Origin of the sequence: Myxococcus virescens (assembly GCF_900101905.1) — a bacterium.
Classification (GTDB): Bacteria; Myxococcota; Myxococcia; order Myxococcales; family Myxococcaceae; genus Myxococcus; species Myxococcus virescens.
Genome location: NZ_FNAJ01000017.1, coordinates 38,497 through 55,688 on the forward strand (window position 1 = coordinate 38,497; position 17,192 = coordinate 55,688).

6 protein-coding genes are annotated in these 17,192 nt (G+C 67.9%); 5 read left to right on the plus strand and 1 reads right to left on the minus strand.

The annotated features are described in order from the left end of the window. Positions 1-7: 7 nt before the first annotated feature. Complete coding sequence (locus tag BLU09_RS31720; RefSeq protein ID WP_090494202.1) at positions 8-2,032, minus strand: RiPP maturation radical SAM C-methyltransferase; 2,025 nt, start codon at positions 2,030-2,032, stop codon at positions 8-10. Positions 2,033-2,172: 140 nt separating this feature from the next. Here BLU09_RS31720 and BLU09_RS31725 point away from each other — a divergent pair, with 140 nt between their 5' ends. From BLU09_RS31725 to BLU09_RS31745, 5 genes are all read left to right on the plus strand, one after another. After that, positions 2,173-12,051 (plus strand): non-ribosomal peptide synthetase, encoded by a 9,879-nt coding sequence (locus BLU09_RS31725; protein ID WP_090494204.1) that lies wholly within the window; start codon positions 2,173-2,175, stop codon positions 12,049-12,051. Positions 12,052-12,162: 111 nt separating this feature from the next. Then, positions 12,163-13,137, plus strand: a complete 975-nt coding sequence (locus BLU09_RS31730; RefSeq protein WP_090494205.1) for a hypothetical protein — start codon at positions 12,163-12,165, stop codon at positions 13,135-13,137. A gap of 41 nt (positions 13,138-13,178) precedes the next feature. Then, entirely contained in the window at positions 13,179-14,945 is a 1,767-nt protein-coding gene (locus tag BLU09_RS31735; RefSeq protein WP_090494207.1) for a B12-binding domain-containing radical SAM protein, read from the plus strand. A 23-nt stretch (positions 14,946-14,968) separates the two neighbouring features. Next, positions 14,969-15,871, plus strand: coding sequence for a cupin-like domain-containing protein (locus BLU09_RS31740; RefSeq protein ID WP_244172199.1), 903 nt, complete (start codon positions 14,969-14,971; stop codon positions 15,869-15,871). Next, positions 15,868-17,187, plus strand: coding sequence for an MFS transporter (locus BLU09_RS31745; protein WP_090494209.1), 1,320 nt, complete (start codon positions 15,868-15,870; stop codon positions 17,185-17,187). The genes BLU09_RS31740 and BLU09_RS31745 overlap by 4 nt, the downstream gene beginning before the upstream one ends. Positions 17,188-17,192: the final 5 nt, after the last annotated feature.

The window sequence follows — 17,192 nt, forward strand, 5'->3', positions numbered from 1 at the left end:
GCCCAGCCTACGCCTTCACCTGGACGGGCGGGGCCTGGTCACCCGCCCGAGGAAGCATGGAATGGGGCTTCGGCACATCAGCCCTGGCGCCGCGCCGCTGCAACTCCGCCGCGTGGGCCGCACGGATGCGCCGCGACGCCAGCTCGGGCGTGAAGGCGGGGGCCAGCGAGAGGAACCGGCCCCCCTCCAAGCGCTGCCCTTCCCGGTAGAGCAAGCCCTGCTGGTTCCACCCCTCGATGAGCTCCGCGAGCTGCCGCGCGGTGGCCCTGCCCGACTCGATGAACTCCTGGTTGAGATCGTCCCAGCGGCGTATCTCCGCGCAGTACATGTAGACATCGCGCGCGAGGCCCTTGAACACGCTCGTCCGGAGCACGCCGGTCCGCGCATCGAAGATGCGCATGGACTGCCCGCTGTCGAGGTACGTCAGCAGGTGCCGGTACTCGCTGGCGCGGGCGGCGGAGTAAGCGGCCCCCCACTGCTTGCAGAGCGCGCGGACGTGGTTCCAGTCAGCCACGGGTCCGTCCTGGTCATACGACAGATCGAGCAGGTCCAGCCGCTCGTAGAGCGCCTCGGGCAACCCGGCCCGGTAGAAGTCGGCGTTGCGCAGGTTGCGGACCCCGTACTCCTGACTCAGCACCTGGACGGTGGCCCCGCGTCCGAGCCAGAAACGGTTGGCCGAAAGCGGCTCGTAGCCGAGCGCGTACCGCTGGATGGTCTCGCAGGTCTCCGCCACTTCCTCTGGCCGCCCGCCAGGGAAGTCCGTGAGGAGATTCGCGCCGTTCGAGATCCCCAGCTCATGGCAGATCTTCATCACCTGAAGGTTGGTGATGACCGACGTCCCCTTGCCGATCCGCTTCAAGTACGACTCGGAGAGACTCTCGATGCCGAACTGGACGAACCGGACACCGGCCTGCCACAACATCAACAGCTCGTGGGGACGGATGTTGGCACGCATCTCATAGAAGATGACCCAGTCCTTGCCGGTATCGATGAGCCGTTGCGCGAACTCATCCACCCCCTTGAGCCGGATGATGTTGTCTAGGAAGAAAAGAACGTTGTTGTGGTAGCGCTCGTTGAGGGCCACCACCTCCGAGACGAGCCGCTCGGCCCCCTTCTCGCGGTAGCCACTCCATTGCACGTTCAGGTTGCAGAAGTGACACGTCGCCTTGGGGTTGCCGGTCCGCTTCGCCCGATCCCACCAACAACCCCGGGAGCCCTCCACCGTCATCAACCAGAGGAAGTTGAGCGCCTCCGCCCGGGACGCGTACTCGCTGTAATCAGGGATGGGCAGGTTGTTGACGTCGGACACCTCCCAGAAGGGCGCGCCGCGCGGCAGGACGCTGGCGGTCTCCCGCGTGATGAGCCCCTTCAGGCCGCTGACGTCCTCTGCCGCGGCCAGTCCGCGCGCCAATGCCAGCAGCGGCTGCTCGCCCTCGCCCTGGATGACGTAGTCGAAGCAGTCGAGCTCCCTCAAGAGAGAGGGGCCGACGCGCTCGGAGACCGTCGAGCCCCCGAGCACAATCCGCGTCCCGGTGGAGCGCCGCTTGATTCGCATGCTGAGCGCCAGGTTCGCGAAGAGCTGTCCGAAGCAAGTCGTCAAACCGACGAGCTCGTAGCGTCCGGCCACCTCTTCCGCCACGCGGTCCAGGTGCGCCTCCAGGCGGGCCTGGATGACGTCGAACGCGCTCGACCAGGTAGGACGCTCGCCGTGAATCTCCGGGTCGAGGAAGCTGCCCGATCCCGTGAGCGGCGCACCTGACTCCTCCATCCGCGAGATGAAGAAGGCGCGCACCTGCTCCTTCCTCTCCGGGAAACACAGCGCTGCGTACAACATTTCGCCGACATCGTAAGAGGACTGCGAGATCCGGTCGTAGCAGCCGAAACCGAGCGCAGCCGCCGCGTCGAGAAAGTCAGAACGGCACACCACCTCGAGAGTGGGCTCCTGCTGCTTCAGGTAGGCGCACAGCGCGCCCAGGGCGGCCGATGGATGGCGGTACAGAGACCAGGGAAGCGCGATGAGACAGATCCTCAAAAGGCACCCACGCGGAGACGGGAGAGGAAAGACTTTACCGCAGCGCGAAACTCCTCTCCAGACGCCCTGTGGCAAACGCACCGCCCGCTCCGCTCCGGGATGCGGCGGGCTCCAGACTGGGCATAGAATCCGCACGCCCAATGAGCCATCACAGCGATAATCCTGCCCACGCGCTCACGCTGGTGGAGCTTCTGCGCGAGCGAGCTCAACGAGCGCCGGACTTCGGCCTCTACACCTTCCTGGTTGATGGCGAGACGCAGGAGGACCGGCTGACATACGCCGCGCTGGATCGCCGCGCCCGGGCCATCGCGGCCCGATTGGCGGAGCTGCCGCCGGGCACCCGCATCCTGCTCCTCTATGTGCCAGGGGTGGAGTACATCGCCGCGTTCTTCGGCTGTCTCTACGCCGGGATGGTGGCGGTCCCCGTGTACCCGCCACGGCACGATCGCTCGCTCCTGCGGCTCCAGGCGATCGCCACCGACGCCCAGGCCGCCGCCGGCCTCATCCGGAGCGAGCACCTGGAGCTGCTCCGGCAGTTCTATCCAATCGCCCCCGAGCTGGCTCAACTGCGCTGGATCGTCACGGATGAAGTCGACGATCGCGCCTCGGATGCGTGGACTCCGCCGCCGCTCTCCGGCGACTCACTCGCATTCCTCCAGTACACCTCCGGCTCGACCAGCCTGCCCAAGGGAGTAACGCTCACCCACCGCAATCTCTTACACAACCTGGAGGCAATCCGGCGGTGCTTCCGGCAGGACCCGACAAGCCGGGCCATCATCTGGCTGCCGCCCTACCACGACATGGGGCTCATCGGCGGCATCCTCCAGCCGCTCTACACGGGCTACCCGGCCGTGCTCATGTCACCGATGGACTTCCTCCAGCAGCCCCTGCGCTGGCTGCAAGCCATCTCCCGGTACCGCGGCACCACCAGCGGAGGACCCGACTTCGCGTATGCGCTGTGCGCGCGAAAAATCCGTCCGGAGCAGCGCGAGGGTCTGGATTTGAGCAGTTGGCGCGTGGCCTTCAACGGCGCCGAGCCCATCCGTCCCGAGACCCTCGATCGCTTCACGCAGGCGTTCGGCCCGGTCGGGTTCCGCCGCGAAATGTTCTATCCCTGCTACGGGCTCGCCGAGGCGACGCTGATCGTCTCGGGCTCCGAGGTGGGGCAAGCCCCCCAGGTGGCGTCCTTCGACGGACAGGCGCTCCAGCGCGGCCAGGCCATCCCGGTGGAGGCCGGCCACGCCGCGGCACACCCGTTGGTGGGCTCCGGGCGGAATGTGATCGACGGCAGGTTGGCGGTCGTGGATCCGGAGACCTTCGAGCTCCGGCGCGATGGGGAGATTGGCGAAATCTGGGTCTCGGGTTCGAGCGTGGCCGGTGGTTATTGGGGTCAACCCGAGGCCACCCGGCGGACCTTCCAAGCCCGGCTGAGCGGCACGGGGGATGGCCCGTTTCTCCGCACGGGTGACCTTGGGTTCCTCCGCGACGGTGAACTCTTCGTCACCGGGCGCGCAAAGGACCTCATCATCATCCGCGGGCTCAATCACTTCCCCCAAGACATCGAGTTCACGGTCGAGAAATGCCACCCGGCGGTGCGCCCCGGCTCTGGCGCGGCCTTCTCCGTGGAAGCGGATGGCACCGAGCAGCTCGTGATCGTCTACGAGGTCAACGCGCAGCGCGTGGAAGGCAGCCTCGACGAGGTCCTCGGCGCGATTCGCAGAGCGGTGGCCGAGCACCACGAGTTGATGGCCTCGTCGGTGGTGCTGATCGAACCCGGCTCAGTGCCCAAGACCTCGAGCGGGAAGATTCAACGGCATGCTTGCCGCGCGGCGTTCCTCGCGGACGAGCTGCAGGTCCTGGCACACGCCACACGGGATACGGCAACGACAGGGTCCCTCACCGAGGCAGAGAACGCGCCGCCCGGCTTCGGAGACTCGCCGCTGTGGCGCGAAGTCGTGGAAGAGGTCTCCCAGGTTCTGTCGCTGCCAGTTGCCGCCACGGCGGACCTGAAGGAGCTGGTCCTGGACTCGCTGTCGAGCGTGGAGCTCCAGCACCGGATCCAGCTGCGATGGGGCGTCATCGTGCCGTTGCCGCGCCTGTTGGGCAGCCGCAACCTGGCGGAGCTCGCCGCTGGAGTCGAAGCGGCGCGCGCAGCCGGAGAGCGGTGGCAACCCGAACGCACGGCCAGCGCGGAGGTGGGTGACTTCCCGCTGTCCCACGGCCAACGCGCGCTGTGGTTCATGCACCAGCTCGCGCCCGACAGCGCCGCCTACAACATCGCAGCGTCGCTCCGCGTCTTGGAGCCACTCGACGAGGGACTGCTCCGGCGCGCGGTGCACCGGCTCGTCGAGCGCCACCCCAGCCTGCGCACCACGTTCCACGCGCAGGAAGGGACGCCCTTCCAGCGGGTCCACCCGGACGGAGAAGCCGGCTTCCGTTACGAGGACGCCTCCACCTGGAGTGACGACACGCTGCGCGCCCGGCTCCGCGAAGAGGCCTCGCGCCCGTTCGAGCTCCAGCGGGGCCCCCTGCTTCGGCTCCGGCTGTACCAGCGGAGCGAGACCGAGCAGGTGCTGCTAGTGGTGGCGCATCATCTGATCGCGGACTTCTGGTCGCTCGGACAGCTTGCCCGGGAGCTCTCCGCGCTCTACCCCGCGGAGCGGGACGGGGTCGCGGCGGTGCTCCCCGCCCCCGCGGCCTCCTACGCGGACGGCGTGCGCTGGGAGCAGGAGCGGCTCGATGGAGCGCACGGACAGCGCCTCTGGGAGTACTGGCGGCGCCGGCTGTCGGGCTCCCCGCCGGTCCTCGAACACCTGGCGGATCACCCCCGCCCACCGGTGCAGACGTACCGTGGTGGCAGACGGGAGCGCGTGCTGGACGCGGCGCTCACGGCGCGGCTGAAGGAGCTCTTTCGCCGCGAGATGGCAACTCCCTTTGCGCCCTTGCTCGCGGCGTATGCCGCGCTGTTGTACCGGCACAATGGCCAGCGGGAGCTCTGGGTAGGAGCGCCTACCGTGGGCCGCGAGGGCGCCGAGCTGGCGGAGACGATCGGATACTTCGTCAACCCGTTGGTGCTGCGGCTGGAACTGGATGGTGGGCTCTCGTTCCGCGCGTTGATGGCGCAAGCGAGCCGGACCGTCCATGAAGCGCTCGAGCACGCGGCCATGCCGTTCAGCCTCCTCGTCGAGCGTCTGGCCCCCTTGCGTCAGGCAAGCCGCTCCCCGTTGTTCCAGACGATTTTCTCCTTCCAGCAATCTCCGCCGCGGAGCGAGAAAGGACTGGCGGCCCTGGCCCAGGGCACGGGTGGCGCGCGGCTCTCGCTCGCGGGCGTGGCCATGGAGTCCCTGGAGCTGGAGCTCGGAACGGCCCAGCTCGACCTCGCCCTCTCCATCGCTGAACTCGACGGGCGCTTCCATGTGGCGCTCGAATACAACGTGGACCTCTTCGAGCCCGGGACGGCCGAGCGGCTGTTGCGGAGATACGAGTCGCTGCTGCGCAGCGCCGTGAATCAGCCCGATGCGCCGCTGGCCGCGCTGCAACTCGACCCCGCGGAAGACCGGGCACGGTTGCTCGCATGGGGGCGGGCGCAGGAGACGCCACCGCCCGCCTGCATTCACACCTGGTTCGAGGCGCGCGCGCGGCACGCTCCGGAGACGGCCGCCATCCTGTCCGGAGAGGACTCGCTGACGTATGGGCAACTGGACGCCCAGGCCAACGCGCTGGCCTGGCGGTTGCGCGAGCTGGGCGTAGGTCCCGACACACGGGTGGTGCTCTACCTCGAACGCTCGATCGAGCAGCTCGTCGCGGTGCTCGGGATTCTCAAGGCGGGCGGGGCCTACGTACCGCTGGACCCCGAGTTCAGCAACGCGCGGCGCGCGGACGTCGTCGCGGACTCGGAGGCGCGGATCGCCGTCACCCGTGCATCCCACGCGGACTTCTTCGCCAGCCGGGGCGTCACCGTGGTGACGGTGGAGGCCGGGGAAACACGCGATGAGCCGCCGCCCTCCGCCGTGACGCCGGAGAACCTCGCCTACGTCATCTATACGTCCGGCTCCACCGGGCGCCCCAAGGGCGTCATGGTGTCCCATCGCGCCCTCGCGAGCCTCGTCCAAGCGGAGCGGGTGCGCTTTGGCGTCGTCCCCGAGGATCGCGTCCTCCAGTTCAACTCCCTCAGTTTCGACTCCAGCGTGGAGGAGATCTTCCTCGCGCTCTGCACTGGCGCCACGCTCGTCCTCCGTGACGCGGCGATGCTCGACACCGTGGAGGGCTTCCTCGCCGGGTGTGAACGGTGGGCCGTGACGCTGCTGGATCTGCCGACCGCCTTCTTCCACACGGTGGTCGCCGCGATGGCCGAGAGGGAACTCACGCTCCCCGCGTCGCTGCGTTTCGTGATCGTCGCAGGAGAGCGTGTGCGCGCCGACCGGGTGACGCAGTGGCACCGCCACGCGCCACCGTCCATTCACCTGATCAACGTCTACGGGCCGACCGAAGCAACGGTGTCCGCCACCTGCCACGACCTGTCGGCCGCGACGACGACGGGGCTCGACGACGTCCCCATCGGACAACCGCTGCGGACGATGGGCGCCTACGTCCTCGATGGGCGGCTCGAGCCCGTACCGGCTGGCGGCGTGGGGGAGCTGTGGTTGACGGGTGAGGGACTGGCCCGAGGCTACTTCCGCGATCCCGCGCTGACCGCCGAGCGCTTCATGGCGGACCCGCACGCCACCACGCCGGGCAGCCGCATGTACCGCACCGGCGATCTGGCCCGCATGCGTGCGGACGGCGTGCTGGAGTACCTAGGCCGCGCCGACGAGCAGGTGAAGGTCCGGGGCTTCCGCGTGGAGCTGGGTGAAATTGAAACCGCGCTCCGTGCCTGTGAAGGCGTCCGCGACGCCATCGTCCTGCTCCAGGCGGAGAACGCCGGAAAGGAGGCGCGGCTCATCGCGTACGCGGTTGCCGCACCGGGAGTGGCGCCGTCGGCCCTGCGCGCTCAGCTGGCCGCGCGGCTGCCCCCCTACATGGTGCCGGCCGCGATCGTCCGGCTCGACGCCTTCCCCTATGGCTCCTCCGGAAAGGTGGACCGGCGCGCCCTGCCCCCTCCGCCCTCCTCGACCGAGGGCGAGGCGCCGCGAACGAAGACCGAGGCGGTGCTCGCCGCGCTCTGGGCGGACGTCTTGCAGCTCGACCGCGTGGGCATCGACCAGGGCTTCTTCGAGTTGGGAGGCCACTCCTTGCTGGCCATGCAGGTCCTCGCCCGGCTCCGGAGCACGTTCGGGGTGGAACTGCCGCTCAGGGCCTTGTTCGAGGAGGGCACCATCGCCGCGCTGGCGGCGCGAATCGATCAGGCCGGAAACACCCCTGCCCCCCGCGCCACTCCGCCACTCGTCCGCGCCAGCCGCAGCACACCACCGCCACTGTCCTTCGCGCAGCAACGGCTGTGGCTGCTGGCCCAGATGGAGCCCGGCAGCGCCGCCTACAACATGCCCGGGACGCTCCACCTCCTTGGAAGGCTCGACGCCGCCGCGCTCGAGTTCGCCCTGAGCGAGCTGACCCGGCGGCACGAAATCCTGCGAACCCGCTTGCTCGAGCGGGATGGAGAACCGGTCCAGCTCATCGAACCCGCGGTGAAACTGCCTTTCGAGGTGGATGACCTGCGCGCGCTGCCTCCCGGGCAACGGGAGGCTCGCGCGGAGGAGCTGGTCCGCGCAGAGGCTGCTCGCCCCTTCGAGCTCTCACGAGCGCCGTTGATGCGCGCGCGGCTGCTTCGGTTGGGCGAAGAGGAGCACCGCCTGGTGGTGGTACTCCACCACATCGTGTGCGACGCGTGGTCGCTCGACATCCTCTTCCGGGACCTCGCGGAGTTCTATGGCGCCCGGAGCGCCGGACGCGAGGCGGCGCTGCCAGCGCTGGAGGTGCAGTACGCCGACTTCGCGGTGTGGCAGCGCGGGTGGCTCGATGACGAAGTGCGAGAGCGGCAGCTCGCGCATTGGCGGACGACACTGGAGGGCGCACCGGCGGAGCTCGAGCTCCCCCTTTCCCGCCAGCCCCGTTCCAGCGTCCCAGGTCCCGCCGGCGTCGTCCGGCGCCCCCTGCCCGCGCCGCTGATGGCCTCGTTGCACGCGCTCTGCCACGCAGAGGGCGCGACGCCCTTCATGGCGATGCTCGCCGCATTCGAGGCGCTGCTGTACCGACACACCGGGCAACGAGATCTCGTGGTCGGCACGCCGGTGGCGCAGCGGCCCCATCAAGCGCTTGAAGGGGTGGCCGGGTTCTTCGTGAACACCCTGGTCCTCAGAAACCACGTTCCCGAGCACGTCACCTTCCAGCAGCTCGTGGCACGGGTACGCGAGGTGGCCCTCACCGCCCTCGCGCACCAGGACCTTCCCTTCGAAAAGCTGGTGGAGGCGGTCCGGCCAGTCCGCGCGTCCAGCCGGCCGCCCTTCCTGCAGCGCATGTTCCTCCTGCGGGACACGCCCGGCGGGGGCCCCACGTTGCCGGGCCTGAAGACCTCCTTCGAGGAGGTGCTGCCCGAGCAGGCGAAGTTCGACCTCCTGCTCGAAGTCGAACAAAGGGGCGATGGCTGGGTGGCGAGCTGGCAGTTCGACACCACCTGGCTCCCCACCGAAGCGGTGTCCCGCATGGCCGAGCACTTCGAGCGGCTGCTCCGGAGGGCGCTGGAGAACCCTGGCGCGCCGATTGCGCGGCTCCCGCTGCTGACCGAGCCGGAGGTGGCGGTGCTCACCCGGGCCAACGACACCGGGCGTGGGTACCCGCGTGAAGTGACCATCCACCAGTGCTTCGCGGAGCAGGCCACCCGGACTCCAGACGCCGTCGCCGTCGAGTTGGACGACCAGCGATTGACGTACGGGGAGCTGGATCGACGCAGCAATCAGCTCGCGCATCACCTCCGGCGCCGCGGCGTTGGACCCGATACCCGGGTGGGGCTGTATGTGCGCCGCTCGTTCGAGAGGGTGATCGGCATGCTGGGCATCCTGAAGGCAGGGGGGGCATACCTGCCTCTCGAGCCGGGCCACCCACGGGAGCGCCTCACGCGGATGCTGACGGACGCGGACGCGAGGCTGGTCCTCACCGAGGAGGCCTTGGAGCCAATGCTCGAGGGCACCCTCGCGGACCGGCTCTGCCTCGACGCCGGATGGCCGTCCATCGCCGGTGAGCCCGCGGGAGGCGTGCCGGATGCGGTGGGAGCCGAGAACCTCGCTTACGTCATGTACACGTCCGGCTCCACCGGCCAGCCGAAGGGCGTCTGCATCCCCCACCGGGCCGTGGTCCGCCTCGTCACCTCTCCCAACTACGTGACGCTGTCTTCGGAGGATGCCTTCCTCCACCTCGCGCCATTCTCGTTCGATGCCGCGACGCTGGAGCTCTGGGGGCCGCTGCTGAACGGTGGCCGCCTGGTCCTGTTCCCCGGCGACGGGACACCACTCGAGCGCCTCGAGGACACGCTGGCAAGGCACCGGGTCACCACGCTGTGGCTGACCGCGGGGCTCTTTCACAACGTGGTGGAGCACCACCTGGAGGCGCTCTCGGGCGTGCGGCAGCTCCTCGCGGGCGGAGACGTGCTCTCCCCCGCCCACGTGCGCCGCGTGCTCGAGCGTCACCCCGGGCTCCGGCTCATCAACGGCTATGGCCCCACGGAGAACACCACGTTCACCTGCTGCCACCCCATGGAGACGCTGGAGGAGGCCACGGCACCGGTCCCCATCGGCGCGCCTGTCACGGGCACGCGGGTCCATGTCCTCGACGCCGAGCTCGAACCCGTGCCGATCGGAGTTCCCGGCGAGCTGTACTGCGCGGGCGACGGGCTCGCGCGTGGGTACATGGGGCATGCCGACCTGACCGCGGAGAGATTCCTGCCGGACCCGTTCAGCCGCGAGCCGGGCAGCCGCATGTACCGGACGGGAGACCTCGCCTGCTGGAGGGCCGATGGGCGCATCGAGTTCCTCGGCCGGGTGGACAGTCAGGTGAAGGTCCGCGGCTTCCGGATTGAGCCCGGTGAGGTGGAGGCCACCTTACTCAGGCACCCTGCAGTGCGCGACGCCGCCGTGGTGGCGGCCGGGGAGCGCGCGGACACCAAGCGGTTGGTGGCGCATGTCGTCCTCCGGGACGCCTCCGCCCTCACCTCCGGCGACCTGCGGGGCTACCTGGAGCCCCAGCTCCCCGAGCACATGATTCCATCCGCCGTCGTGTTCCACCACGCACTGCCCCTGTCCCCGAACGGCAAGGTCGATCGGCGGGTGCTTGCCCAAGCGCCTCTGGACAGCCCAGAGGCTGGAGGCGCCCTGAGCGCACCTCGCACCGCGGCCGAGCTGACCCTCGTGTCGCTCTGGCGCGAGTTGCTCGGAAGGACCCACGTCGGAATTCACGAGAACTTCTTCGAGCTGGGTGGACACTCGCTGCTGGCGACACGGCTCCTGTCGAGGGTGCGTGAAACCACCGGCATCGAACTGCCGCTGAAGTCGTTGTTCGAAGGCGGCACCGTGGCCACGCTGGCGGAGCGAATCGAGGCGGCAAGCCGCTCCCGGCAGGCCGCCTCACGGCCGCTCTCCCCAGTGGACAGGGGCGCCCCCCTGCCCCTGTCCTACTCGCAGCAACGGCTCTGGTTCCTCGCCCAGCTCGAGCCGCACGCCTCGACGTACAACATCCCGGGAGCGCTGCGGCTCACCGGCGCGCTCGACGTGGCGGTGCTCGAGCGATGCGTGGAGACGCTGCTGGAGCGCCACGAGGTGCTCCGCACCGCGTTCGAGTCCCAGGAGGGACGCCCGGTCCAGCGCATCGTGCCGGCGCTGACGCTGAAGATGCCGGTCGAGGATCTCCGCGCGTTGCCCGCGGGCGAGCGCGAGGCGCGTGCCCGGGAGATCGAGAAAGCGGAGGCGGAGCGGCCGTTCGACCTCGCCAAGCCCCCGTTGCTGCGCGTTCGCCTGCTGCGGTTGGACGAACAGGAGCACGCCTTGCTGGTGACGCTCCACCACATCGTCTCGGACGGCTGGTCACTGGGAGTGCTCTTCCGCGAGATGACAGCGCTCTACGAGGCGTTCAGCGCAGGCCAGCAGAACCCGCTGCCGCCCCTGCCCATCCAATATGCCGACTTCGCGTACTGGCAGCGGCACTGGCTCCAGGGCGAGCTCCTCGAGCGCCAGCTCCAGTACTGGCGCCAGCGGCTGGCAGGAGCCCCCGCGCGGCTCGCGTTACCCTCCGCGCTCCCACGACCCGAGGTTCCGAGCCACCGCGGCAAGCTCGTCGTTGGACGGCTCAGCCCCCAGGACACCGAAGCGCTCCAGAAGCTCGGAAGACAGGAGGGGACGACGCTCTTCATGACCGCGCTGGCGGCCTTCTACACGCTGCTTCACCGGCTGACGGGCAGCGAGGACGTCGTGGTGGGGGTTCCCCTGGCGAACCGGGCCCACCCGCTCACTGAGGATTTGATCGGGTTCTTCGTCAACACCCTCGCGCTCCGGTGCCAAGTTCAAGGCTCCCTCTCCTTCCAGGAGCTCCTTCAGCGCGTCAGGGCGCTGACGCTCGAGGCCTACGAGCACCAGGACGTGCCCTTCGAGCGCGTCGTGGACGAGCTCGGGATTGAGCGTTCACTGAGCTACAACCCGATCTTCCAGATTCTCTTCGTGTTGCAGAACACGCCGCTGCCACCGCTCCGGCTCGGGAACCTGAGCTTGAGCCAGGTGACGCCCAACTTCGACGCGGTGAAGTTCGACCTCGTCGTCATCCTCACGGAGCACGACGGCGGGCTCGAGGCCTCGTGGAGCTACGACGCCGACATCTTCGACGAGGCGACCATTGCGCGGATGCACCGGCAATACGAGCTGCTCCTGCGGCAGCTCGCCGGCGGGGCGGACAGGAGCCTGGCCCGCTTGGACCTCCAGACGGAGACCGAGCGCAAGCAAGAAGACGTCCTCAAAGACACACGCCGCGCCTCGGACTTCGATCGGCTGCGCCGCATCAAACCCAAACCCGTCACCCCACGGCGCCCCGGAGAAGAGGGATAGCCCCAGCGCCGACGCAGCGCAGCGCGAATGGCCCCGGTAGCGTTGACGCCCGCCGACCGTTATAATTCCTGTGAATCGTGAACAGCCCGCCATCTGTAAGGTGGAGGAAGATTGCGTAAGCGAATCGTCGAGTATGTCCTCCCTGTCCAGGATGAGCAGAGCCTCCTCGCGCGGATAGAGCAGGAGCTGCGCTGGTACCACAACACACACTATGCGCACCTGACGGCATTCCTCGTGGTGCCCCACGACAACGCGCAGGTACGCGCACAGCTCGAGCAGATCATTGGCGTGTTCCGGGACCGCAAGGACTCGCAGAAGCCGGACCCGAACTTCAAGATCTTGAGCCCGGCGCAACCGGATGCGTCGTTCGTCGATCTCCTCACCCGCCTGGACTGCCGGCTGCCGAAGCTCATGCTGCTGCCGCACCTGACGGACCATGACCACTTCTCCGGCCTGGCGGACAGCCTCCGGTCCACGGCCGCCCTCCTGCGGCGCTACATCATCGACTTCCGGTTCTGCATCACCGCCGAGCGGCTGCCCCAGACGCTCCCGGCGCTGCTCTCCGAGCTGCGGAAGCTCTCCGAGAGCCCGGAGGATCGAGCCCTCCTGACTCGCTTCCCGGTGATCGAGGTCCCCTTCACGGCCGGTGGCGACGACTCGGCGCAACTGGCGAGCGCCCTCGCCGAACTCTGGTCCCGCTGGCCGCAGCTGAACGACTCGGTGAACCTGAGCCGGGGCGGCTTCGTGAAGCACTTCTACGCGCTGAAGGAGCTGTGGCACCTCGCGCGCATCATGAACCAGGAGCTGTCCGTCGAAGCCGATATCGCGAAGCTGCGCGCGAGCTACGGGGTGGAGGCCGCGGTGGAGGCCCGGATCGCCGCGTTCGATCAGGCCTTCCTCGAGCGGTATGCCTCGCTGGGCCAGTACAATGAGTGGCGGCACAGCAGCAACAGCGTGGTGCTGGAGTTTGATCTGGATTCGATCGCCGACACCTACGAGTGCCAGTCCCCCGTCTTCGTGGACAACAGGTGGATCCTGGAGCGCACCTCGTTGGAGCTCGCGACCGACAAGGGACGCAAGAGCTGAACCAACTACACGGGGGTACACCGATGGCAAGCAATCCGTCCATGGCCGACGACAACGCCGCCCAGCCTGGGAAGGACAACGCCGACACGCCGGCCGCCCGCGAGCGCCGCACCGACGCGGTCCTCCTCAAGATGCCAAACCACAACATGGACTATCCGCATCTGGCGGTGCCCACGTTGACGGCGGCCCTGAGGAAGAACTTCTTCAAGGTGAAGCAGCAGGACGTCAACGTGCTGCTCCGGGATTTCCTCCTCACGGAGGAGATGCTGAAGGATCTGGCCTACCGGTTCCTCCCTGAGCTCGCCAAGGCGCACATCGACATCCCGGCGGACTTCGATCGCATTCGCAACGCGCTCGTCTACCTGCACTACATCGACAACCAGATTGGCTTCGCCAGGGTCGAACAGGTGAAGCAGAAGCTCCAGGCCCGCAAGTACGAAGAGGTCTTCTGTGACGAGCAGGAGAGCAGCCTCGCCTCGCTCATCTTCGTGCTGACCGGGATGCTTCACATCGTCATCGATCTGGCGCTGACCTATGACGAGGCCGGCGGAGAGATCGACAACCCGGTGACGAACTTCCTGCACCAGAAGGTGCGGGAGGTGGCGGCCCTCAACCCGCGCGTGGTGGGCTTCTCCGTCATCCAGATTCAGCGCAAGGCCACCCTCTGGTTCGCCAGGCGCCTCAAGCCGCTCATCGAGGGAAAGATCGCCGTCGGGGGACCGGACGCCTCCACCTTCAAGGAGGAGTACCTCAAGAACAACGACTGCATCGACTACGCCTTCCTCAAGGAAGCGGAGACCACCTTCCTGGAGTTCCTGCGCGGCAAGCCCGTGGAGCAGCTCGACGGCGTCGTCTTCCGGGATGCGGAAGGGAACATCAAGGTCAACGAGCCGCGCCACGACATCCAGCTTTCGATCTTCCGGCCGGACTTCGATGGCTACGACCTCGACAAGTTCTTGCTGCCGACGTTGCCCTTGTCCACCTCGCGCGGCTGCGCTTTCGCCAAGTGCACGTTCTGCAACCACTACAAGACGTACTCCGGCTACTACAGCAACGACGCCGTGAAGACGGTGGACATCATCGAGCTGCTGGCGAAGCGCTACAACACGCGCTTCTTCCACTTCGTGGATGACATGCTGGAGGTGAAGGAGGGTACGGCCATCGCCGAGGAGCTGATCCGGCGCGGCCTCGACGTGAACATCCTCACCTACGCCCGCTTCGAGCCCCAGTTCACCGACGAGAAGATCCTGGAGCTCTGGCACAAGGCCGGCATCCGCGTCATCGAATGGGGTTTGGAGTCCGCCTCGCAGGAAGTCCTCAAGAAGATGATCAAGGGGGTCTCCATCCGGCAGGTGCAGAACATCCTCGACATCAGCAGCCAGAAGGGGATCGTGAACAAGCTGATGCTGTTCCACAACTATCCCGGCGAGACCGTGGATCAGCTCAAGATGACCGTGGACTTCCTGCGGAAGAACGTGCTGGAGAAGAAGGTCCGCCCCTTCTTCACGGTCCGAGGACGGCTCGAGCTGCGCCTCTTCACCCCGCTCGAAATCACCTCGCGCGACTACTCCAAGTCCCCCTTCCGCAAGCGCTACGAGCGGTCCAGCTCGTTCGACTCGTTGCTGGGCTACGCGGACGAGGACGACTACCCGCGGAAGGTCGAGTACATCGAGAGCTTCATCAACGAGATGTCGCAGTACCTCAACGAGAACAAGATCTTCTCGACGAACGACGAGAACATGTCGCTCGACTTGCTGATCCTGGACCTGAAACGGCGCGGCCTCGAGACGGCGGTGACCGTGCAGTAGCGCGGAGGCTGGAGGAGCACGCCATGATGCCGCAGGCCATCCCCCGGGTTCCGCTCGTCTCCCGCGAGCACTTCATCGCGTCGTGGGAGAAGGCGGGACAACCGGTCATCTTCACCGGCGCCGTCCAGGCATGGCCCGCCTTCTCGAAGTGGACGTTCGAGTGGTTCCGCGCCATGCACGGTGGCGTCGAGATCACCGTCAGGTCGGCGCTCTACAAGTGGGGCGCCCTGTCAGGCACTTCGGAGCCCCTGGGCGGCGCACGGCGGATGAAGCTGTCCACCTATCTGGACGAGGTGGGGGCCTCCTCGTCGCTTCCGCTCGAAAGCGACCTGGACGAAGTCGCGGACACGATGCTGGGGAAGCGGCCGGAGGAGATCAACCACCTGGTGGGTCCATCGCTGCTTCGGGCTGTCCCCTCCCTGCGAGAGGACGCCCGCTTCCCGGACTATGCCCCCCGGTGGTTGAACCGCCTCACCGAGTCCTCTGTCTGGATTGCCCCGCGCGGCACCTTCGCCCAGCTTCACAGGGATCGCGCCCACAACCTCTACGCCCAGCTCTCCGGCCAGAAGCGCTGGCAACTCTATGCGCCCCAGCAGGCCCAGCGACTCCGACCGGCACCGCTCGACTGGGCCGCGGACCTGAGCGGAGTGGACCTCGAGGTGGGAGCGGCGAAGCGGATGACCGCGAGCGGGCTCCGGCCGGATTACGACTTCATCCTCGAACCGGGCGACCTGCTCTTCCTGCCGGTGAACTGGTGGCATCGCGTCCACACTGTTTCCCCCTCCATCGCGTACAACCTCTGGTGGTGGGACATCCCGTCAGCGGTTCGCGTCGGTCCCGTGGCGGCACGCATTGCCCTGGGGATGAAGCTGCAAGAGGCCTATTCCTCCCTGCACCGCAGGTCCCCCGCGTCTGAGCAGCGATGAGCGAATCAGGGAACGGCGTGCTGCGCTTCGCCATCATCTGGGGCGGCCAGACGGTGTCGAAGCTCGGCAGCGCCCTGACCAGCTTCGCCCTGGGGCTCTGGGTGTATGGCCTCACCAGCTCGGTCACGGATTTCGCGCTGATCTCCGTGCTGACCATCCTACCCGGGGTGCTCGTGGCACCCATCGTGGGGGTGCTGGTGGATCGCTGGGATCTCCGGAACGCGATGCGTCTGGGAGATTGCGGCGCGGGGTTGGTCACCCTCGTCTATGCCATTCTGATCTCGTTGGATCAGCTCGAGCCCTGGCACGTCTACGTGGGCACCGCCATCGCGTCGGTGAGCGGTGCGTTCCAGCGGACGTCGTACACCGCCCTGACCCCAGCCCTCATCCCCGCGAAGCACCTGGGCCGAGCCAACGGCCTCGTCCAGGCGAGCGATGCCGCCGTGCCCCTGATCGCCCCTCCCCTGGCGGGGTTCCTGCTGAGCGCCACCAGTCTGGGCACGGTGGTCTTGATCGACTTCATCAGCTGCCTGGCCGCCATCACCACGTTGTCGCTCATTCGGAGCCTGCCCGCTGGGAGCGGGGCCTCCTCGGATGCGGGCACGTCCGCGCTGCAACAGGCCCTCGAAGGGTGGAACTACCTCAAGGAACGCCGGGGACTGCTCGGTCTGCTCACGTTCTCCGTCATCACCAACTGCTCGCTCTCCGCCATGCAGGTGCTGCTCCCTCCGCTGGTGCTGGACATCGCCAACCCGGCCGTTCTCGGGGGACTGCTGTCCACGGGGGGCCTGGGGCTCCTGTTGGGGAGCGTCGTGATGACCGCGTGGGGAGGGCCGAAGAACCGCATCCATGGGGTGCTCGGCGTCGGGCTGGGCCTGGGGACGGTCGTGGTGCTCGCAGGGCTGTTCCCCACCCTGAGGATGCTCGGGTACTGCACCTTCATGGCCGGCTTCTGCATCCCCATCATGGATGCAAGCAGCCAGGCCATCTGGCAGGGACAGGTCCCCGCCGCACTCCGGGGGCGCGTCTTCGCCATGCGCGGGATGATTGCCTGGTCCGTCCAGCCGCTGGCGTACCTCGCGGCGGGCGTCATGGCGGACCACCTGGACGGCGTCTCCTTCTCCATCCCCGCGCTCTTCGGGCCGCTGGAACAACTCGACGCGCGCAGCCGGGGCATCGCGCTGTGCTTCATCGCCGCCGGCCTCTTGACGCTCATCGCGGCGGTGCGGGGCTATGCCGCCCGCCACGTCCGCGAAGTCGAGGAGACGCCACCCGGCACCCCCTTCACCGGGGCCGTGTCCCCGCCTTCGCGGTAGGGGGC

Coding starts and splice junctions, on each gene's coding strand:
- BLU09_RS31725 (WP_090494204.1), top strand. CDS start 2,173: ATGAGCCATCACAGCGATAATCCTGCCCACGCGCTCACGCTGGTGGAG.
- BLU09_RS31735 (WP_090494207.1), top strand. CDS start 13,179: ATGGCCGACGACAACGCCGCCCAGCCTGGGAAGGACAACGCCGACACG.
- BLU09_RS31745 (WP_090494209.1), top strand. CDS start 15,868: ATGAGCGAATCAGGGAACGGCGTGCTGCGCTTCGCCATCATCTGGGGC.
- BLU09_RS31740 (WP_244172199.1), top strand. CDS start 14,969: ATGATGCCGCAGGCCATCCCCCGGGTTCCGCTCGTCTCCCGCGAGCAC.